We start from the raw sequence: 20,198 nt of genomic DNA on the forward strand, positions 1-20,198 counted from the left end.
ATCAACCTTTAACGAAAAGCTGACGAGGCACGTTCGCCAGGCATTCGACGCCCGTTTGCGTGATCGCAATGCTTTCGGTGATTTCGAGGCCCATGTCTTCCAGCCAGAGGCCGGTCATGAAATGGAAAGTCATGCCAGGCTTAAGCTCCGTGCGGTCGCCTGGCCGCAGGCTCATGGTGCGCTCGCCCCAATCCGGCGGATAGGAAAGACCGATTGGATAACCGGTGCGATTGTCCTTGATGATGCCGTACTTTTTCAGCACGGCGAAGAACGCGTTGGCGATGTCCTCACAGCTATTGCCCGGCTTGGCGGCGGAAAGTCCGGCTTCCATGCCTTCGAGTGTTGCCTTCTCTGCATCGAGAAATGCCTGCGTCGGCTTGCCGAGAAATACGGTGCGCGAAAGCGGGCAGTGATAGCGCTTATAGGCGCCGGCGATCTCGAAAAACGTGCCTTCACCCGCACGCATCGGCTTGTCATCCCATGTCAGGTGCGGCGCGGAAGCATCCACCCCCGATGGCAGAAGCGGGACGATCGCCGGATAGTCGCCGCCGAATTCAGATGTACCGCGAATGCCGGCATCGTAGATTTCGGCAACGAGGTCGCATTTGCGCATGCCTGGTTCGACGACATCGACGATGCGCTTGTGCATTAGCTCGACGATTTTGCCCGCCTTGCGCATAAACCCAAGTTCGGTGGGGCTCTTGACCGCGCGCTGCCAGTTCACCAGACCGGCTGCATCCTTGAATCGAGCGTTCGGCAAATGTTTTTGCAGCGAAGCAAAGGCGGCGGCCGAGAAATAGTAATTGTCCATTTCGACGCCAATCGTGAGGCTCGACCATTTACGTTCGTCGATGATCTGTGACAGCAGATCCATCGGGTGCCGTTCGGTCGACTGCACATAGTGGTCTGGATAGCCTATGATATTGGCTTGGTCGAGATAGGCAGTGCGCTTGGCGCCGTTGGAATCCTGCTTGCGACCGTACCAGATCGGCTCGCCGTTCGGCGGCACCAGCACGCATTGGTGCACATAGAAGGACCAGCCATCATAACCGGTGAGCCAATGCATGTTGGAAGGATCGGTAACGATCAAAAGATCGATCCCGGCCTTTTCCATGGCATGACGGGTCTTGGATAGCCGCTCGGCATATTCCTCGCGCGTAAAGTTCAGCGTCACGCTCACGCAGCATCTCCCACTTTGATGTCGTTCTTGATGGTATGGCCGCTGCCCGCGTCTCTTGCGCGGGTGAAGGCCAGATTGGCGATGGCAGTATCCTGTACGCCGGTCCCGGTGAGGTCGGCGAAGGTGATTTCTTGTGCGCTTGCCCGGCCTTTCGAATTGCCGGCGATGACGGCACCCAGCTCGGCGAATTGCTGGTCGGAATCCGCCGTGCCTGCCTTGATGGCATGATGCAACTCACCGAGAATACGGGTCTGGGTGATGCGGTCGGGAAAATATGTCGCCCGGGTGAAGACGGCCGGATCGATCTCGTTCTTGTGCTCCGCATCCGATCCCATCGCGGTCAGATGCTGGCCGGGTTCCAGCCAGTCGGCCATGAGGATCGGCCTTTCCGCCGGCGTCGTGGTGACCACGATATCGGCGCCGCGCATGGCCTCGCTCGGGTCGGCCACAGCGGTGACTTCCAACTCATAGTCGCGGGTGAAATCATCGGCAAGTCTCTGCGCCTTGGTGTAATCGCGCCCCCAGATGCGGGCCGATCTGATCGGACGCACCAGCATCAACGCCGCGAGTTGCAAACGCGCCTGCATTCCAGAGCCAAAGATTGCGGCGACAGAGGCGTCTTCACGCGACAGATGTCTCGCAGCAACCGCACCAGCCGCTGCCGTTCGCACATCCGTCAGGTAACCATTGTCGAGAAGAAGGGCTTCGACCAGTCCGGTCTTCGCGCTGAACAGGACCATCAGCCCATTGAGGCTCGGCAGACCGAGCTTGGGATTGTCGAAAAAGCCGGGGCTGACTTTGATCGCAAAACCTTCGAAGCCCGGCACATAGGCCGTCTTCACGTCCACTTCGCCCCGAAATTCCGGTATATCAAGGCGCAGGATCGGCGGCATTGCAACCGATTTCGTAGCAAGCGCGGCAAAGGCCTGCTCGACGCAATCGATCGCCGCAAGGTCAAGCTTGATGATGGCACGAAGATCTCTTTCCGTCAGGATGCTGATGCGGCTCATACGGTGGCCCCTTCGACAATTCTCTGGTGGACTTTTTCATCGATATTGCCACCCGACACGATGATGGCTGTCGGCCCTGAAAGTTCGACCTTGCCTGCAAGAATGGCCGCAAGGCCAACCGCTCCCGCGCCCTCTACAACTTCGCCTTCTTCGCGGGCAGCATGGCGGATGCCGGCAGCGATCTCGGTTTCGGTAAGGAGCACAATCTCATCGAGGAGAGCGTTGCACAGCCTAAAGGTGACGCGGTTTGCAAGACCGATACCGCCGCCGAGCGAATCCGCCAGTGTTTCCTCTTCGCGGACCGGAACGGGCCTGCCGGCAGCAATCGCCGCATGCATGGCCGCTCCGCGCTCCATCGAAATGCCGATGACCCGCACCCGTGGCTTCAACGCCTTGACGGCAACGGCGATGCCGCCCGCCAGACCGCCGCCGGAGAGGGGAACAAGCACGGTTGCAAGATCAGGCAAATCCTCGATGATTTCGAGGCCTATCGTGCCTTGACCGGCCACGACTTCCGCATTGTCGAAGGGCGGGATTGGGGTCATTCCACGGCTCGTGACCAAGCGCTCGACCTCTTCTTGCGCGTCATCTTGGGACGTGCCGACGATACGGATCTCGGCATCGAGCGCACGGATCGCTTCGACCTTGTTGGCTGGAACGAGCGAAGACATGCAAATCGTGGCCGGCACCCCCAGTTCGCGAGCGGCATAGGCGACGGCGCGACCGTGGTTGCCTGTCGAGGCGGTGACAAGACCGCGCCTGCGCGCCGCAGCGTCGAGCGACAGAATTGCGTTCATCGCGCCACGCAGTTTGAAAGCGCCGATGGGCTGACGCGTTTCGAGCTTGAGATAGACCGGTAGGCCAGTGCGGTCGGACAGCGTGTTCGAGCGAATGAGCGGAGTGCGGGCTGCATGGCCGACGATGCGTGCAGCAGCCCGCTCAATATCCGCCAGCGTGACCGGCAGTATCCTTTGTTCGGGTAATTTGGACACGGTTTCGCTCTTCATAATTGTCATGTTGAGAGCGAAGCAAAAGCATGTCAATTATTATATTGTAATGATTCAATAATCACGGTGAAAGGGCGCTAACCGATCGAACCGATGTCATAAACAGGAGGCAATTGCTCAAAAGTTAGGCGCACGGTCGTCAACGCTTTGGTCAACGTCGCGTGGCTCATGCGGCCGCCCAAACAGATACGGATGCCGCCGCCATGATGAGCTCCGGCAATAAACGGTTCGGACGGCGTGACGGCGACATTCTGATTAGCGAGCGCGCGAACCAGACCATCCTCGGTCCAGTGTGGCGGAACCTTCAGCCAGGCGCAGAGCGAGAGCGGATGGCTGGATGCGATATGCGTGCCAAGAACGTCCGTCGCGATCTTCTGCCGGGCACGAGCCTCGTCACGCTGGATCTCGAGCAGTCGTAGCGCCGTCCCGTTCTCGACCCAGCGCGTAGCGATCTCGCCGCTCAGGTAAGTGCCGCTCCAACTGGATACGCGCAAGATGGATGCCGCCCGAATGGCATATGCTGGCGGAACGACGAGATATCCGACACGCAAGCCGGTCAGCACCGTCTTGGTGAAACTTGTGACGAAGAAGCCTAGATCGGGGAGCATCTCGGTGATCGAAGGCAGATCATCCTCAATCATCGGACGATAAACCTCATCTTCGATGATGAAAACACCATAACGCTTTGCAATCGCGGCAATCTCGCGTCTGCGCTCGGCGCTCGCGACATGACTGGTCGGATTGTTGAGCGTGGGAATGCATGCCAGCGCCCGGACACCACCGGCGGCGCAGGCGGCTTCCAGCGCGTCGGGCAAAATGCCCTGCTCATCCGTAGGCAGGCCCTTCAGGCTGAAGCCGAGGATGTTGGAAAGTCCGATAATGCCGTGATCGGTAAGATTTTCAGTCAACACGACGTCGCCAGAGCGGATGATGCAGGCCAGCGCCAGAAAAATACCATGGGCCGCCCCATTGGTGATGAGAATGCGCTCTGCCCCGGCATTGACGCCGAGCGTGCTCAACCAGATGCGTGCGGTCTCGCGATGGCGATCCAGGCCCGCGACCGGTCGGCAGGGACGCATGAATTCCGCCACGCTGCCATCGGCCATTTCGCGGAAGATTTCCCGTGACGCATCGTCATGCGCATCGAGATAGACGCCGCGAATGATGGAAAGATCGAGCACTTCGCTGGTGCTGTGATCAAGCATCATCCGGCCGGCACGGTCCGTTACACGTGCCTTGACGAAAGTACCGCGACCGATCTCACCACTCAGATATCCAAGCCGTTCGGCCTCCTTGTAGGACAGGCTGACGGTCTGAACGGAAATGCCGAGTTCGCGTGCCAGATCGCGATGCGTGGGCATGCGATCCATCGGCTTGAGTACCCCGGCGTCGATATCGGCGATGATGCATTCTGTGAGCGCGGCATGCTTCGTCTCCCCTTTCTGCTTGGCAAGCCTCGGGAGCCAGGCCACCGGCTTCATCGCCGAGAGTGGACGGGGGGCGAGCGGATTGGCTTGACGGCGCATGAAATTGTCCCGTTTTATGACGGCGATATCTCATGACATTATGCACGCTTCGTTGAAAAGATGAAGCATTATGCATCGCCCAAGGGCGATTGCACCGGTAATAAGCGCAATCGCCGCGTTCTTGCTCAGGAAGGAGGCATTGACCAAGCGAACTCACCTCGCTCGGTCGCAATGCATCAGATCTTTTCGCCTGCTTGAACCAATTCGTCCATAACCGAGCGGACGGCGCGTTCGGCGATGGCGACGATTTCGTCAATTTCCTCCTTCGTTGTGACGAGCGGCGGCGCAAAGCCGAGAATATCGCCATGGGGCATGGCGCGTGCGATGAGGCCGAGATTGCGCGCAGCTTTGGAAACGCGCGCGCCAACGGAGAGACCGGGCGCGAAGCGTGTCTTCTTTTCGCGATCGGCGACGAACTCGATGGCGCCCATCAGACCGACGCCACGGACCTCTCCGACGATGGGAAGTTGAGCGAACTTCGCCTTCAACTGCTCCTGAAAATAACTGCCGACTGCACGCGCATTGCCTGGCAGGTCCTCTTTCTCGACGATGTCGAGGACGGCGTTGGCCGCCGCAGCACCGATCGGATGGCCTGAATAAGTATAACCGTGCGAGAAAGCGCCGACACGATCGGCCCCGTCTTCCAGCACTTTGTAGACCTTTTCTCCGACGATTGCGCCCGACAGTGGAAAATAGGCGGAGGTCAGGCCTTTCGCGATGGTGATAAGATCGGGCTCGATATTATAATGCTGCGATCCGAACATTGAGCCAGTACGCCCGAAACCGGTGATGACCTCGTCGGCAATGAGCAGAATGTCGTATTTTTTTAGGACTTTCTGAATTTCCTCCCAATAACCGTGAGGTGGCGGAGTGATGCCCCCCGTTCCGAGCACCGGCTCGGCGATGAAAGCGCCGATCGTGTCCGGATCCTCGCGCAAAATCAGAGCTTCCAGCTCGTCTGCACGCCGCTTGGAAAATTCGATCTCTGTTTCGCCTGCATTCGCTCCCCAGTAGTGATGCGGTGCGCCAGTATGAAGAATGCCGGCGCGCGGCAGGTCCATGTGGTCGTGATAGAAGCTCATGCCGGTCATGGAACCGGACACGATGGTGCAACCATGATAACCGCGTTCACGGGAAATGATCTTCTTCTTATTCGGCTTTCCGCGGAGGTTGTTGTAATACCAGACAAGTTTGATCTGCGTCTCGTTGGCATCGGAACCTGACATGCCATAGAAAACCTTGCTCATCTTGCCCGGGGCCATTTTCACCAGGCGATCGGAGAGGATGGCGAGCTCGTCCGTCGTGTGCGCGGCGTAGGAGTGATAATAGGCGAGGCGATAGGCCTGTCGTGAAATGGCCTCAGCCACCTCCGTGCGGCCATAGCCGACATTGACGCAGTAGAGACCGGCAAAACCGTCGATCCACTGCCTGCCATGTGCATCCTGAATGCGGATACCCTTGCCGGTTTCGACGATCGTCGGATCGCCCATCTTGCCGGACGCGAAATCCTTGAGCTGTGTGAAGGGGTGAAGGACCGAGATACGGTCCATCTCGGCAATCTGGTTGAGGTTGATGGTCATGACGGAGGATCCTTTCAAGCAGCGAGATCGCCGAAGCAGACATATTTTGCTTCGAGATATTCCAGGAGGCCGTGGCGCGAGCCTTCGCGGCCAAGGCCCGATTGCTTCCAGCCGCCGAATGGAATCGGCGCGCCGGTGAATTTCGGCGTGTTAACGGCGATCATGCCGTATTCGAGCCGGTCGGTCAGGCGCATCGCGCGACTGAGATCATTGGTGTAAACATAAGCTGCCAACCCCATTTCGGTGGCGTTGGCGCGGATAAGGACGTCGCGTTCGTCTTCAAAGGGAAGGATTGCGGCGACCGGCCCGAAGGTTTCCTCACGGGCTATCAACATGTCGTCGGTAACGTAGGCCAGCACGGTCGGCATGACGAAATTGCCGCCGAGCGGACTGTCCTGCCCTCCATAGACGAGGCGGGCACCGGCAGAGAGCGCCTGCGCAATCTGCTGGCGGCATTTTTCGGCAACCGAAGGGCGCGTCATCGGGCCGATATCGATGCCCGGCTCGAGGCCATGGCCGACCTTGAGTTTGGCGGTTGCCTCGGCGAACTGATCGACGAAGCGATCGAAAACGCCGCGCTGGACATAGATGCGGTTGGCGGCAAGGCAATCCTGGCCGGATGTCGCGAATTTCGCACCAATGCAGCCCTTTACCGCTTTGGAAAGTTCGGCGTCGTCAAACAGGATGAACGGCGCATGGCCGCCTAGTTCCAGCGAAGCTTTCTTGACCGTCGCAGCCGACTGCGTGAGCAATATCCGGCCCACTTCGGTCGAGCCGGTAAAGGAGAATGCGCGGACATCCGTGTGTTCAAGCAGGCGGCGAGCAAGTGGTGCGGCATCTCCGGTGATCACCTGAAATACGCCAGCGGGCATCCCCGCCTCCTGGGCGAGCTTGGCAAGCGCCAGCGCAGAAAGCGGTGTTTCCGGCGCCGGCTTGACTATCATGGTGCAGCCGGCGGCGAGGGCTGCGCCAGCCTTGCGGGTGATCATGGCTGAGGGAAAATTCCATGGCGTGATGGCGACGGTGACGCCCAGCGGCTGCATCTGGACCGCAAGGCGACTGCCGGGCAGGTGGCTCGGAATCGTCTCGCCATAGGCGCGCTCCCCTTCGGCGGCAAACCAGTCGAGGAAATTTGCGGCATAGGAAATTTCGCCGAGCGACTCTGCCAGTGGCTTGCCCTGTTCAGCCGTTATGATGACGGCAAGGTCCTGTGCGTTGTCGCGCATCAGCTCGCCCCAGTTGCGAAGGATCCGTCCGCGTTCGACCGGCGGCTTGTCGCGCCAACCGAGAAAGGCATGCTTCGCGGCGCTGACTGCAGCATCGGCGTCTTCGAGCGAGCAGGCCGCAACGTCGATAAGATGTTCCCCCGCAGCCGGGTCAATGACGCCGGACGTTTCGTTGCGCGTTGCCCAGTTACCAGCCAGAAAGGCACGATGCTCGATCAAATCGGGTCGCTTTAAATTCTTCAGGGCAGCGGCGGCGATGCCTTTCATGGCGGGCTCCAATTGTGTTCGGTGAGAAGACTAGCGAAGTGCCATGATCATATGGCTGCATTGACACGATGCCCCACGCAGGAATTATGCTTCCTTCGATCGTCAAACGCAGGATTTCGACATGAATACGTTGGATAGAGCCGACCGGGCGTTGCTTGAAGCCGTTCAGAAAAACAATCGCCTGACGTCGGAGGAGCTTGCGCAGATCGCGAATCTTTCACCGACCGCGTGCCAGCGAAGGCTGAAGCGATTGCGCGAAGAAGGCGTGATCGAGGCAGACGTCTCGATCGTCTCGCCCAAGGCGGCAGGACGCGGCATTACCATGATCGTTCTCGTCTCGCTGGAGCGGGAACGGGCGGATATCGTCGATCGCTTCAAAGCAGCGATCCGCGCGACTAAAGAGGTGATGATCGGCTATTACGTGACGGGCGATGCCGATTTCATCCTCGTGATTACGGCAAGGGACATGGAAGACTACGAAGCCTTCACCCGTCGGTTCTTCTACGAGAACCACGACATCAAGGGTTTCAAAACCATGGTTGTCATGGATCGAGTGAAAGCTGGGTTTGCTTTTCCGATAGGGGACTGAGTCCCACAAAACGCCCCATGGCGGCGGGTTTTGGCAAGTGCGCCTGCTTCCGCGCGGTGCATCAGATGGGGTTTCCACCGTGCGACAGCGATGGAAGAGCGGACAGAGGCTTGCGGGAAACGAATGCCGAGCTGATTGCAGAAGGAGGATGCCCATGCGCCTCCCGCCATGACCACTGTCTTCGTCCGTATGGTGCCGGCTTCCGTGACCACACCGCTTACCCGACCGGCGCTCAGTTCGATGCCGCGCGCGGCGCAATTCTGGGGCACGGTGCCACCGATCTACTGCGACATAACCCGAACAAAATCCCTATCCGCGCCCGACAAGCGGCATCTTCGTCGCCATCACCGTCATATCAAGCACGTTCGCATCGAGCGGCAGGCTCGCCATGTAGATGATCGCGTTGGCGATATGTTCGACCGGTATCGTCGGCTCGCTGGCAATCTCACCATTGGCCTGCATGACACCGCTGCTCATTCTTGATGTCATGTCGGTTGACGCATTGCCTATATTGATCTGGCCGCAGGCAATATCGAAAGGCCTCCCGTCGAGCGCGGTCGATTTCGTCAGCCCTGATATGGCGTGCTTCGTCGTTGTATAGGCCGCCGAATGCGGACGCGGCGTTTGCGCGGAGATAGAGCCGTTGTTGATGATGCGTCCGCCGTGCGGCGTCTGCGTCTTCATCAGCCGCATGGCCTGCTGCGTGCAGAGGAACGCGCCGGTCAGGTTGGCGGCGAGGATGGCGCTCCACTGCTCGAAAGTGATTTCCTCCATCGGCACGGCGGGCAAATTGATGCCTGCATTGTTGACGAGGAGATCGAGCCGCCCGAAGCTGCTTTCGATCTCATCGAAAAGCGCCCTGACCGCTTTGGGATCGCCAACATCGGCAATAACCGGCTTTACCGTGCCGCCGGTCTTCGCTGCCATCTCGCGCGCGGCATTATCGAGCACGTCAGCCCGCCGCCCACTGATGACCACAGTATAGCCCTCCGCGCTCAGCGCCTCGGCGATGGCGCGGCCAACGCCGGTGCCGCCTCCGGTCACAAGCGCGATCGTTCCTTCTCCCGATTTTGCCGCCAATGCCATGTTAAACCTTTCCTCCCAATTCGTCGTTCATATCGCGCCGCTGCAGCCAGCCGAGCCCGGCTACCGTGCCGTCCGCCGGACGATATTCGCACCCGACGTACCCCTTATATCCCAGCCGGTCTAGTTCCGACAAAACCTTGAAGTCATCGAGCTCGCCGGTGCCGGGCTCGTTACGGTCAGGCACGGAGGCGATCTGGACATGGCCGATCAGCGGCATCATCTCCCGCAGCGCCGTCAGCACGTCCCCGCGCATCACCTGCCGGTGGTAGATATCGAATTGCAGCTTGAGGTTGGGATGGCCGAGGCCGGTGATGATTTCCACCGCGCGGTCGAAATCGTCGAGGAAATAGCCTGGCATGTCGCGCCCATTGATCGGCTCGATCACCAGGCCGATCCCCTCAGCCCCCGCGCTATCTGCGGCAAAGGCCACCGCATCGCGATAGGCGGACTGCGCGGCTGGATCGTCAGGCGAGGCGATCCCCGCCATCATATGCAGGAGCGGCGTTCCAATCACCTGGCCATAATCGACCGCCTTCTTCACGGATTTGCGGAACTCGTCCCTGCGCTCGGGCAGGGCGGCGAGCCCTCTTTCGCCTTTCGGCCAATCGCCCGGCGGCAGGTTAAACAAAGCCTGTCTCAGCCCGGCTTCCGACAGTTTTTTCGCGATGAATTCGGCTGGATAGTCATAGGGGAAGAGATATTCGACGGCAGTGAAGCCGGCGGCAGCGGCGGCCCCGAACCGGTCGGGGAAAGGATGCTCGTTGAACATCATGGTCAGATTGGCGGCGAAGCGGGGCATGTCAGACCTTTCTTTCCGTGAAGAGGCCCACCAATCCCAGTGCCATGACGGCGATGTGCCGCTGTTCCATAATCTCCTCCCGGCTGCCGTATTATTGACTTATGACAGCGCTAACATCAGTTATAGACACGGAGCCTTGGATGAGGCAAGAGGGGATGGTAGCGCTGTCAGTGACTTCAACAGGGAAGGGATTTGCCTGATGCGGCAGGGTGCGCCGACATTGGCCGACGTGGCGAGGCTCGCCGAGGTGAGCGAGATCACCGTCTCGCGTGTCGTCCGCAACAAGGGCCCTATTGCCGAGGCGACGCGCGCCCGCGTGGTGGAAGCCATTCGCCTGCTGGGCTATGTGCCCAACCGCGCGGCGGGGGCATTGGCGTCGGCTGGCTCCCCTTTGATCGGCGTGCTCCTGCCATCGCTCTCCAACATCGTTTTCCCGGAGGTGCTGCGCGGCATCCACACCGCCCTTGTCTCGACCGGCTACCAGCCGCTGGTCGGCGTCACGGATTACGATCCGCTGAAGGAGCAGCATCTCGTCTCCTCGCTTCTGGCATGGCAGCCCGCCGCCATCATCACCACGGGTTTCGAGCATACCGAATCCACCTGGCTGATGCTCACCGACAGCAAGATTCGTGTCGCGGAATTGATGGACATCGACGCCGAGCCGATCGACATTGCGGTCGGCCTGTCGCAGCAGGGGGCGGGCTACGAAACCGGCAGGCATCTGGTTCAGCGCGGCTACCGGCGCTTCGGCTATGTCGGCCATGACTGGAACGCGGACCGCCGTGCATACCTGCGCTACAAGGGCCTGCGGACCGCGCTCGCAGAAGCCGGTTTGAGCCTCGCCGCAGAGGAGCGGGTCGACGGTCCGAGTTCGACCATGGCCGGGCGCGAGACGCTCGCCGTTCTCCTGTCCCGAAAGCCCGATCTCGATGTCGTGGTGTTCTCGAACGATGACATGGCCGTGGGCGGCTTCTTCCATTGCCTGAGCGCGAACATAAGCGTCGGCAAGGAACTCGGCCTTTTCGGCTTCAACGGCCTCGATATCGGCCAGGTGCTTCCCTTGCCGCTTTCGACCATCCGCTCGCACCGCTTCGACATCGGCAGGATCGCGGTGGAGACGCTTCTGGAGACGAGCGAGCGGCCGCCTGAAAAGAAGATCGTCGATACCGGCTACGAAATCATAACAGGCGCAACGGCGTAACGACATAACAGGGAGGAGTTGAGTGACATGCTTCTGGGTGCGATTGCTGACGATCTGACCGGCGCGACGGATCTCGCGCTGACGCTTTCACGGGAAGGAATGCGCGTTGTGCAGGTGGTGGGCGTACCGCCTGCCGGCTTCGATTTCGGCGATGCCGAGGCCGTGGTCGTGGCGCTGAAATCGCGGACGATCCCGGCGGCGGAGGCGGTCGCCCAGTCGCTTGACGCCGCCCGTGCGCTTCTGGCAGCCGGTTCAGGGCAAATCTTCTTCAAATATTGCTCGACCTTCGATTCCACGCCTCATGGCAATATCGGCCCGGTCGCGGAAGCCCTTGCCGATCTCATGGACGCACCGCTGGCGATTGCCTGCCCGGCTTTTCCCGCTAATGGCCGCACCGTCTATCAGGGCCATCTTTTCGTCGGCCCGGCGCTGCTCTCCGAAAGCCCGATGAAGGATCATCCGCTGACGCCGATGCAGGACGCCAATCTCGTCCGGGTGCTGCAAGAGCAGACGAAGCGGCGCGTCGGCCTCGTCCCCTTCGCTGCTGTCGACCGGGGCAGCGAGGCGCTTGCCGCCGCTTTCACTGAGGCGACGGCAAGGGGTGAACGGTTCGTCATCGTCGACGCGGTCACGGACGGGCATTTGCGCACCATCGGAAGGGCGGCAGCGGATATGAAGCTCATTACGGGGGGATCGGGCGTCGCGCTCGGCCTGCCGGAGAATTTCCGCCGGGCGGGCAAGCTCGCTCCCAAAGGGGCCGATAGGGCTTTCACCGCCCCTGCCGGGCGAGCCGCCATCCTTGCCGGCTCCTGCTCGGCGGCGACGCGGCGGCAGATCGAGAATGCAATCGCCGCCGGTTTCCCCGCGCTGAAGATCGATCCGCTCGCCATCGCCAGGGGAGAAATCACCGCCGCCAGCGTTGCCGATTGGTTCGCACCTGTAGGTCACTCCAATCCGCTTGCCTATTCGAGCGCGGACCCGGACGAAGTACGCGTTGCGCAGGAAGAGCTTGGGCGCGAGCGGGCCGGGGCGCTGGTCGAGCATCTCCTGGCAGAAATTGCCACAAGGCTGCGGAACAATGGCTTCACCCGCCTCATCGTCGCCGGAGGCGAGACATCGGGCGCGGTGGTCGGCGGGCTCGGTATCGCGGCGCTGCGGATCGGGCCGGAGATCGATCCCGGCGTTCCCTGGACGCTGAGCCTCGACAGGGAGAAGCCCATGGCGCTCGCCCTCAAATCCGGCAATTTCGGCGCGGACGATTTCTTTCTTAGGGCATGGGATCTGCTGCAATGAGCGCCATCCTCTCCGAAGCAACCAAGGCGCGCGATGAGATCGCGCGCGTCGGCAAATCGCTCTTCGACCGCGGGCTGACATCGGGTTCTACCGGCAATATCAGCGTCCGGCTGTCCAACGGGGAAATCCTGATGACGCCGACCAATGCCTCGCTCGGCAGCCTCGACCCGGAGCGCCTGTCCCGCTTTTCCGCCGAAGGGGTGCATATCGACGGCGACAAGCCGACGAAGGAAGCGTTTCTCCATCAGTGCATGTATTGCAAGCGCCCGCAGAGCGGCGCGGTCGTGCATCTGCATTCGACCCATGCGGTGGCGGTGAGCCTGCTGGCCGACATCGACCCGGAAGACGTGCTGCCGCCCCTGACTGCCTATTACGTCATGCGCGTCGGCTCGCTGCCGCTCGTTCCCTATTTTCCGCCGGGGGATCAGGCGCTGGCCGAGGCCATGGCGGCAAGGGCGGAAAAAAGCCATGCGGTGCTCCTTGCCAATCACGGTCCCGTCGTCGCTGGCAAGACGCTTCTCGACGCGCAATATGCGACGGAAGAGCTGGAGGAGACGGCAAAGCTCCATCTCCTCCTGCAGGGACACCGGATCAAGCCGCTGACACTGGAGCAGAGCCGGGCGCTCGGGTGAAATCCCGGTCTCATGGCCTTGAAACGAAAACGGATCAAAGAGTGGATTTTACCCGTTCCCAGCCATTGGCGAGGTGAATGTCCAGTTCGCGAGCGAGCGTTTCGGCATCGCGGGATTCCAGCGCCGTAATGATCCGCTCGTGCTCGGCGACGGCGGAGGCCCAGCGCTCCGGTCCTTCATGACCGACGAAACGGATGCGCTTGACGCGCGACTGCAACAGGCCGTGCACCTCCGCCAGCGGGGCATTGTCCGCAAGGGCGACAATGCCGGTATGGATCTGCTGGTTGAGCTTGTAATATTCGAGCCGCTCACCGGCCTTGTAATGGCGCACCATGGCGTCGTGCAGGGCACGCAGCCGCGCTATTCCCTCGTCGCTCGCCTTGGCGCAGGCGAGACGCGCCGCCAGCATCTCCATCGAGCGAATGGTGACCAGCATGTCCTCGACATCCTTCGCCGAGAAGCGCTTGACCATGGCGCCCCGGCTCGGCACCAGCTCGACAAGCCCTTCGCTGGCCAGGAATTTCAGCGCCTCGCGCAGCGGGGTGCGGGAAACGCCCATTTCCTCGCCCAGCTGATGCTCGTAGATGCGCTGCCCCGGCTGTAGATCGCCCTCGATGATCATGTCGCGCAGCCGGTTGACGATCTCGCCATGCAGCGACTGACGGGAAATCGCCGTGACCGCACGCCGTCCGCCCTGTTCGATCCCGTCAGAGGCCATTTCATCATCTCCATTTGCACTGTCGACTCGTAGCGAGCCGAGGCTTTCATGCCATTTTCGCATCGGTGACGGGAAAATGGTACTGCCTTCATTCATTATGCAATATACTGTATACAAAATACTTGCACAGGGAAAAACGGACGTGTACGGTCAGGGCGTCATCGAAGAGGGAGGAACTTTCATGGCCACAGATGGTATGGGTATCGAAACGCGGACGGACCGCCCCGTGCTGGCGCTGGCCATGGGCGATCCCGCGGGCATCAGCCCGGAACTGACCGCGCGGATACTCACCCTCCCGGAATTGCGCAACGCGGCGCATCTGGCGGTCATCGGCGACGGCCGCATTCTGGAGGAAGGCGCTGCAATCGCCGGGGTCACGCTCGATATCGATTATCGCTCGCCGTCCGAATTTTCCACCGAGGCGACCGCCAGGCCTGTCTTCATCGATCTGGGCCATCTCGACCCAGCCGATGTCACACGCGGCGAGGCGACGCTCGCGGGCGGACGATTCGCGACCGAAAATTTCCGCTTCGCGCTTCATCTCGCAGATCAGGGCCGCGTCGATGGCGTCTGCTTTACGCCTTTCAACAAGAAGGCGATGCGCTATGCCTATCCGGGCTATGATGACGAAATCCGCTTCGTTTCCGATGTGCTTGCCTTCAAGGGCCGGATGCGCGAGTTCAATGTGCTGGAGAAAGTCTGGAATGCGCGGGTGACTTCACATATCCCGCTGTCGGCCGTATCGAGCCATCTCAGCGAGGAGGCGATACTGGCCGAGATCGATCTGACAGCCGCGTGCCTGCGGCTTGCGGGGATAGAACAGCCACGGATCGCCGTGGCGGGGTTCAATCCGCATGCGGGCGATGGCGGCAGCTTCGGGATGGAGGAGATCGAGATCATCGAGCCAGCGGTGGAACGGGCCAAGGCGGCAGGCTACGCGGTGGAGGGACCTTTCCCGGCTGACACAGTCTTTCTGCGCGCGCTGAAAGAAGGTTTTCATGCCGTCCTGACCATGTATCACGACCAGGGCCAGATCGCGATGAAGATGATGGGCTTCGACAAGGGCGTGACGATGATGGGCGGGCTGCCCTTTCCGCTTTGCACACCGGCTCACGGCACTGCCTATGACATCGCCGGCCGCGGCATCGCGGATATGGGAGCATCGCGCGAGGCTGTGCTGCTGGCGGCAAAAATGGCGAAGCGGCAGGCCGCTCTGAAAGAGGCCGCCGAATAGACGGATTGCCGGAACATGATCGCAAAGTTGCAGACTTTTTGGGCAAGATCATGCGGCTAACAAGAGGCCGAACCGCCGGGTGGGAGCTTGTGGCGGTGCGGTCCCGAAACCTGGGAGGAACCGACAATGCTGAAACAGATTACCGTTGCGCTGCTCGCCCTGACGGCTGCCGCTCCGGCGCTTGCCTTTGAGCCGGCGCGGCCCGTGGAATTCGTGGTGACATCGGGGCCGGGCGGCGGCACCGACAATTTCGCCCGCACCGTGCAAGCCATCATCGGCAAGCACAAGCTGATGAAGGCGCCCATCGTCGTCACCAACAAAGGCGGCGGCAGCGGCGCGGAGGGCTTCGTTTACGCCGCCGGCTACAAGGCGGACCCTTACAAGCTGACCTTCGGCACCAACAATGAATATCTCCTGCCAAGCGTGGCCGCTATCCCTTACAAGCCGGAAGACCTGACGCCGGTCGCCAGCCTTGCGCTCGACGAATTCCTGATCTGGGTCAATGGAAACTCTGATTTCAACGACGTCAAATCCTTCATCGAGGCGGCGAAAGCCAAGCCGGGAGCGATTACGTTCGGCGGCAGCCAGTCCAAGGATACCGACCATATTCTCGTCTCGACCATTGCCGAGGTGACGGGTGCGGAATTCCGCTATATTCCGTTCAAGAGCGGCGGCGAGGCGGGCGTCCAGCTGGCGGGCGGCCATATTGGTGCCAATGTGAACAATCCCAACGAGAACCGCGGCCAATGGCAGGCGGGGATGGTGAAGCCGCTTTGCGTTTTCCGCCCGGACCGCTTCCCGCAGAGCGCCCCCGTGCATGACGGCAAGGGATGGCACGACATTCCCACCTGCGCCGAAGCGGGCCTTGCGATCGAGAGCTACCGCATGCCGCGCACTGTCTGGCTGCCGGCAGGCGTCGGCGAGGATGTGGTCGCCTTCTATCGCGATGTCCTGAAGAAGGTCTCCGAGACGCCGGAATGGCAGGAATATATCGACAAGACCTCGCAAACCTCACAGTTCATGGCCGGCGACGAATTCAAGGCCTACCAGGCGAAAGACCGGGACAATGTGGTCAAGGTGCTGGAGCGCGAGGGCTGGCTGGTCAAGTGAGCCGGTAGACGAGCGAATTCGGGGACGTTCCGGAGGGCGTCCCCGATCCGGCAAAGCCTGGGGAGGCAGGAATGGCTCAAACCGAAAAGACATCCGTATCACGCAAGACGATGGAAATCGTCACAGCGCTCCTGACCGGCGGGGTGGGTCTCGCCATCTGCTGCGGAGCGTGGCAGAGCGGCATCGGCTGGGCCGAGACCGGGCCGGAAGCGGGTTATTTCCCGTTCTATGTCGGCAACCTGATTATCCTCGGCAGTCTCGTGACGCTGTTGCGGACGGTGTTCTTCTACCGGCGCGAGGGTGAGATCTTCCTGACCATGGAGAAGGCCCGCCCGGTTCTCGGTTTCCTGCTGCCACTCGTCGCCTTCATGGTCGTATCGCTGCTGCTCGGCCTTTATGTCGGCACGGCGCTTTATATCTGCGGCGCGATGATGTGGCAGGGCGGCTATCGCTGGTGGGTTAGCGCGCTCGCGGCGGTGGCCGTTACCGGTCTCTTCTACCTCGTCTTCGAGATCGGCTTCCAGGTCCCGCTGCTGAAAGGACCGATCGAGAACTGGCTCGGCATCTACTGATCCGGCTTCTTCAGTTTTACGCAAGCCCTGACGGAAACCGGTCCCCGCTTTTCCTGGACTTGCTTTTGGGAGGAAACAGGCGATGGGCAATTTTGGCTATCTGATGGACGGTTTCGCCACCATCATCACCGCACACCACCTCATGATCATGGTGATCGGGGTCATGCTCGGCATTCTGGTTGGCGTGCTGCCCGGGCTCGGCGCGCCAAACGGCGTCTCGCTCCTCCTGCCGCTCACCTTCACGATGGACCCGATCTCGGCCATCATTCTTCTGTCCTGCATGTATTGGGGCGCGCTCTTCGGCGGATCGACCACCTCGATCCTCTTCAACATTCCCGGCGAGCCTTCTTCGGTGGCGACGACCTTCGACGGCTATCCCATGGCGAAGAACGGCCAGGCGACGCGGGCTTTGACACTCGCCTTCATGTCGGCCGGCATCGGGGCGCTTGCCGGCGTCGTCATGATTACGCTGCTTTCCGGCTGGGTGGCGCGTTTTGCCCTGCAGTTCTCTTCGCCCGAATTCTTCGCCGTCTATTTCCTCGCTTTCGCCAGTTTCATAGGGATGAGCGCCAATGCGCCCGCCAAGACACTGGTGACGATGATGCTGGGCTTCGCCTTCGCGACCGTCGGCATGGATACGATCTCGGGAGGCCTGCGCCTCACCTTCGGCATTCCTGAACTCATCAAGGGCGTTTCCTTCCTCGTCGCGGTCATGGGCCTGTTCGGCATCGGCGAATTGCTGCTGACGACGGAGGAGGGATTGCGCTTCGACGGCATCAAGGCGCGCGTCAGGGCCATCGATGTGCTGAAAGCGCTGAAGGAGATGCCGCGCTATGGCTGGTCGATCCTGCGTTCAACGGTCATCGGCATCTGGATGGGCATCACGCCCGCTGGCCCCACCGCAGCCTCCTTCATGAGCTACGGCCTCGCCCGGCGCTTCGCCAGGGACAAGTCGCAGTTCGGCGAGGGTGATCCGCGCGGCATCGTATCGCCGGAGACAGCCGACCATTCGGCGGGCACGTCGGCCCTTCTGCCGATGCTGGCGCTTGGCGTTCCCGGCTCGGCGACAGCGGCGGTAATGATGGGCGGACTGATGATCTGGGGGCTGACGCCGGGACCGATGCTTTTCATCGACAGGCCGGATTTCGTCTGGGGGCTCATCGCCTCGATGTATCTGGGAAATGTCGTCGCGGTTCTGCTGGTGCTCACCACGGTACCGCTCTACGCCTCGATCCTGCGCGTGCCTTTTGCGATCGTCGGGCCGGTGATTGTCGCCATCATCTTCTCCGGCGCCTATCAGGTGGCCAATTCGACTTTCGATATGTGGCTGGTGCTCGGCTTCGGCCTTCTCGGCTATCTCTTCAAGAAGCTGGACTATCCCATCGCGCCGCTGGTGCTGGCCATGGTGCTTGGCGACAAGGCGGAGGACGCCTTCCGCCAGTCCATGCTGATGTCGAACGGGTCGCTGACGATCTTCTGGTCGAACCCGCTTGTCTCTACGATCATGGCCCTTGGTCTGTTGATGCTTTTCTGGCCACTGATCGCCAGGGCGGCAGGGCTTCCCGGCTTGCGACGCCGGGCGGCAAAGCATCCCGCCAAGGTGTGACGCCTCCCTCATTGCCTTCGTGTGAAAAGGACGTTTCCGTATGAACTTCCACGATTATTTCGCCGGCGCGACGCGGCCTGTCGAAGCCTGCATCGTCGGCACGGGCGGGTTCGGCCGCAGCTTCCTGGCGCAGGGCCGGCGCGTTCCCCAGATGAATGTGCGCATCGCGGTCGATGTCGACAGCGCCAGCGCCGCGGCGGCCCTGGAATCCGTGGGCGCCGGCAGGGTTGCCCAATGCCACAGCCCAGAGGATGCGAGCCGCGCCTGGGCCGAAGGCGCCGCCATCGCAGCGGGTAATCTCGCGCATGTCGTCCATTTGCCGTTCGACGTGCTGGTCGAGGCGACTGGCCATCCCGAAGCCGGCGCACGCCATGCGGAACTGGCGATCGAGGCGGGCAAGCATGTCGCGCTGGTTTCCAAGGAGGTTGATAGCGTCGTCGGCCCCGGCCTTGCCACGCGTGCCGCGAGATCGGGCAAGGTGGTCACGCCTGTCGATGGCGACCAGCCGAGCCTGCTGATCGGCCTCGTCACCTGGGCGGAAGTACTCGGCTTCGAGATCGTCTGCGCTGGCAAGTCGAGCGAATATGATTTCGTCTTCGATCCCGAGACCCGGACGCTGACCAGCAACGGCGTCACCATCGATGCCGCGGATTTTAGCGATCTGCTCGACCTTGGCGAGCGCGGCGCCGTGGAAGTGGCGGCAGCGCGGGCGAGAGCGGCGAGGAAGCTGCCGCAGCGCGCCGTGCCTGACCTCTGCGAACTTGCCGTCGTTTCCCATTCTGTGGATCTCGCGCCTGACAGGCCCGAGCTTCATTGTCCCATCGCACGGATATCGGAGGTGCCCACCTTCTTTTCAACGCGGGAAGATGGCGGGCTTCTTGAGGGCGAGCGGCGGATGGATGTCTTTCATTGCCTGCGGCTTCCCGGCGAAATTAGCTTCGCGGGCGGGGTATTCGTCGTCATCCGCTGCCGCGACGCGGCCAGTTGGGAACTGCTTGCCGGAAAGGGGCATATCTTGAGCCGCGACGGCGCGACGGCCATGGTCTATCTGCCGCGCCATCTTCTTGGCCTTGAGGCGGCTACCAGCGTGCTGGAAGCCGGACTGAAAGGGCTTTCCAGCGGCTCGCGGCATCCCCGCCCGCGCTTCGATCTGATCGCCGTCGCCGAGGCAGACCTCGAAGCGGGAACATTGCTGGCAGCCGGCGGCCATCACCACGCCATTGAGAATGTTTCAGCGGCGCTGGTTCCGGCGAGCCCGGTCCAGGAGGAGCGACCGGCGCCCTTCTATCTCGCCGCCAACCGCAAGCTGATCCGCCCGGTCAAGGCTGGCAATGCGATCCGCCTCGGTGATATCGCCGTGGAGGGCTCACGCCTTCTGGATTTGCGCCAGCAGCAGGACGCTTTCTTCTTCGAACGATGAACGCGCAGGCTGCCATCTTATTTTGCGATGGCAGCATCGAATAAGTCTATTTGTCACGGGCCGTTTGCGGCGACATTGTGTCAACGGCGGAGTAAAAACCGGCCACGGGGCGGAGCAAAAGTCGGCCACTTTCGGCGCGCGC

General features: G+C 61.3%; 18 protein-coding genes and 1 pseudogene. 9 read left to right on the forward strand and 10 right to left on the reverse strand.

Features of this window, described 5'->3' with window-relative positions:
• Position 1 precedes the first annotated feature (1 nt).
• The 6 genes from doeA to IEX53_RS12170 form a co-directional block, all read right to left on the reverse strand.
• A complete protein-coding gene (doeA, locus tag IEX53_RS12145; RefSeq protein WP_188824415.1) occupies positions 2-1,180 on the reverse strand; it encodes an ectoine hydrolase DoeA in 1,179 nt (392 codons plus the stop codon).
• A complete protein-coding gene (gene eutC, locus IEX53_RS12150) occupies positions 1,177-2,190 on the reverse strand; it encodes an ectoine utilization protein EutC (RefSeq protein ID WP_188824416.1) in 1,014 nt (337 codons plus the stop codon). Before eutC ends, doeA begins: the two co-directional genes overlap by 4 nt.
• Entirely contained in the window at positions 2,187-3,206 is a 1,020-nt protein-coding gene (gene eutB / locus IEX53_RS12155; RefSeq protein WP_188824417.1) for a hydroxyectoine utilization dehydratase EutB, read from the reverse strand. The genes eutC and eutB overlap by 4 nt, the downstream gene beginning before the upstream one ends.
• Before the next feature lie 68 nt (positions 3,207-3,274).
• Positions 3,275-4,723: a MocR-like ectoine utilization transcription factor EhuR gene (ehuR, locus tag IEX53_RS12160; RefSeq protein WP_188824418.1), complete on the reverse strand. Its 1,449-nt coding sequence runs from the start codon at positions 4,721-4,723 to the stop codon at positions 3,275-3,277.
• 176 nt (positions 4,724-4,899) lie between these two features.
• Positions 4,900-6,303: an aspartate aminotransferase family protein gene (locus IEX53_RS12165; RefSeq protein ID WP_188824419.1), complete on the reverse strand. Its 1,404-nt coding sequence runs from the start codon at positions 6,301-6,303 to the stop codon at positions 4,900-4,902.
• Positions 6,304-6,317: 14 nt separating this feature from the next.
• On the reverse strand, positions 6,318-7,796 hold the full coding sequence (locus tag IEX53_RS12170) for an NAD-dependent succinate-semialdehyde dehydrogenase (protein WP_188824420.1): 1,479 nt from the start codon (positions 7,794-7,796) through the stop codon (positions 6,318-6,320).
• A gap of 121 nt (positions 7,797-7,917) precedes the next feature.
• On the opposite strand from IEX53_RS12170, the gene IEX53_RS12175 reads away from it, so the two are divergent.
• A complete protein-coding gene (locus tag IEX53_RS12175) occupies positions 7,918-8,385 on the forward strand; it encodes an Lrp/AsnC family transcriptional regulator (RefSeq protein ID WP_188824421.1) in 468 nt (155 codons plus the stop codon).
• On the opposite strand, the pseudogene IEX53_RS12180 reads toward IEX53_RS12175, so the two are convergent.
• The 3 genes and pseudogenes from IEX53_RS12180 to otnI all read right to left on the reverse strand — a co-directional run.
• Positions 8,322-8,666: pseudogene (locus tag IEX53_RS12180) on the reverse strand (FAD-dependent oxidoreductase); the annotation flags it as partial. The gene IEX53_RS12175 and the pseudogene IEX53_RS12180 overlap by 64 nt on opposite strands.
• Before the next feature lie 28 nt (positions 8,667-8,694).
• On the reverse strand, positions 8,695-9,471 hold the full coding sequence (locus tag IEX53_RS12185) for an SDR family oxidoreductase (RefSeq protein WP_188824422.1): 777 nt from the start codon (positions 9,469-9,471) through the stop codon (positions 8,695-8,697).
• A 1-nt stretch (position 9,472) separates the two neighbouring features.
• Positions 9,473-10,270, reverse strand: coding sequence for a 2-oxo-tetronate isomerase (otnI, locus tag IEX53_RS12190; RefSeq protein WP_188824423.1), 798 nt, complete (start codon positions 10,268-10,270; stop codon positions 9,473-9,475).
• A gap of 190 nt (positions 10,271-10,460) precedes the next feature.
• Between otnI and IEX53_RS12195 the strand changes: the two genes are divergently transcribed.
• The 3 genes from IEX53_RS12195 to otnC are packed head-to-tail and all read left to right on the forward strand — an operon-like array spanning position 10,461 to position 13,396.
• Positions 10,461-11,471, forward strand: coding sequence for a LacI family DNA-binding transcriptional regulator (locus tag IEX53_RS12195; protein ID WP_444542149.1), 1,011 nt, complete (start codon positions 10,461-10,463; stop codon positions 11,469-11,471).
• A gap of 27 nt (positions 11,472-11,498) precedes the next feature.
• Positions 11,499-12,764, forward strand: a complete 1,266-nt coding sequence (gene otnK / locus IEX53_RS12200) for a 3-oxo-tetronate kinase (protein ID WP_188824425.1) — start codon at positions 11,499-11,501, stop codon at positions 12,762-12,764.
• Positions 12,761-13,396 carry a 3-oxo-tetronate 4-phosphate decarboxylase gene (gene otnC, locus IEX53_RS12205; protein ID WP_188824426.1) on the forward strand — a complete coding sequence of 212 codons (636 nt, stop codon included), beginning with the start codon at positions 12,761-12,763 and terminating at the stop codon, positions 13,394-13,396. Before otnK ends, otnC begins: the two co-directional genes overlap by 4 nt.
• A 34-nt stretch (positions 13,397-13,430) precedes the next feature.
• Here otnC and IEX53_RS12210 read toward each other — a convergent pair whose 3' ends face one another.
• Positions 13,431-14,114, reverse strand: a complete 684-nt coding sequence (locus tag IEX53_RS12210; RefSeq protein ID WP_188824427.1) for a GntR family transcriptional regulator — start codon at positions 14,112-14,114, stop codon at positions 13,431-13,433.
• 181 nt (positions 14,115-14,295) lie between these two features.
• On the opposite strand from IEX53_RS12210, the gene IEX53_RS12215 reads away from it, so the two are divergent.
• From IEX53_RS12215 to IEX53_RS12235, 5 genes are all read left to right on the forward strand, one after another.
• Positions 14,296-15,348, forward strand: a complete 1,053-nt coding sequence (locus IEX53_RS12215) for a 4-hydroxythreonine-4-phosphate dehydrogenase PdxA (RefSeq protein ID WP_188824428.1) — start codon at positions 14,296-14,298, stop codon at positions 15,346-15,348.
• Between the two features lie 126 nt (positions 15,349-15,474).
• Positions 15,475-16,458, forward strand: coding sequence for a tripartite tricarboxylate transporter substrate binding protein (locus tag IEX53_RS12220; protein WP_188824429.1), 984 nt, complete (start codon positions 15,475-15,477; stop codon positions 16,456-16,458).
• A 71-nt stretch (positions 16,459-16,529) separates the two neighbouring features.
• Positions 16,530-17,030, forward strand: a complete 501-nt coding sequence (locus IEX53_RS12225) for a tripartite tricarboxylate transporter TctB family protein (RefSeq protein WP_188824430.1) — start codon at positions 16,530-16,532, stop codon at positions 17,028-17,030.
• Positions 17,031-17,112: 82 nt separating this feature from the next.
• The gene (locus IEX53_RS12230) at positions 17,113-18,636 is read left to right on the forward strand and encodes a tripartite tricarboxylate transporter permease (protein WP_188824431.1); all 1,524 of its coding nucleotides are present in this window, start codon (positions 17,113-17,115) and stop codon (positions 18,634-18,636) included.
• Between the two features lie 40 nt (positions 18,637-18,676).
• A complete protein-coding gene (locus tag IEX53_RS12235) occupies positions 18,677-20,056 on the forward strand; it encodes a flagellar biosynthesis protein FlgA (RefSeq protein WP_188824432.1) in 1,380 nt (459 codons plus the stop codon).
• Positions 20,057-20,198 lie beyond the last annotated feature (142 nt).

This window comes from Paramesorhizobium endophyticum (assembly GCF_014640615.1).
GTDB lineage: Bacteria > Pseudomonadota > Alphaproteobacteria > Rhizobiales > Rhizobiaceae > Paramesorhizobium > Paramesorhizobium endophyticum.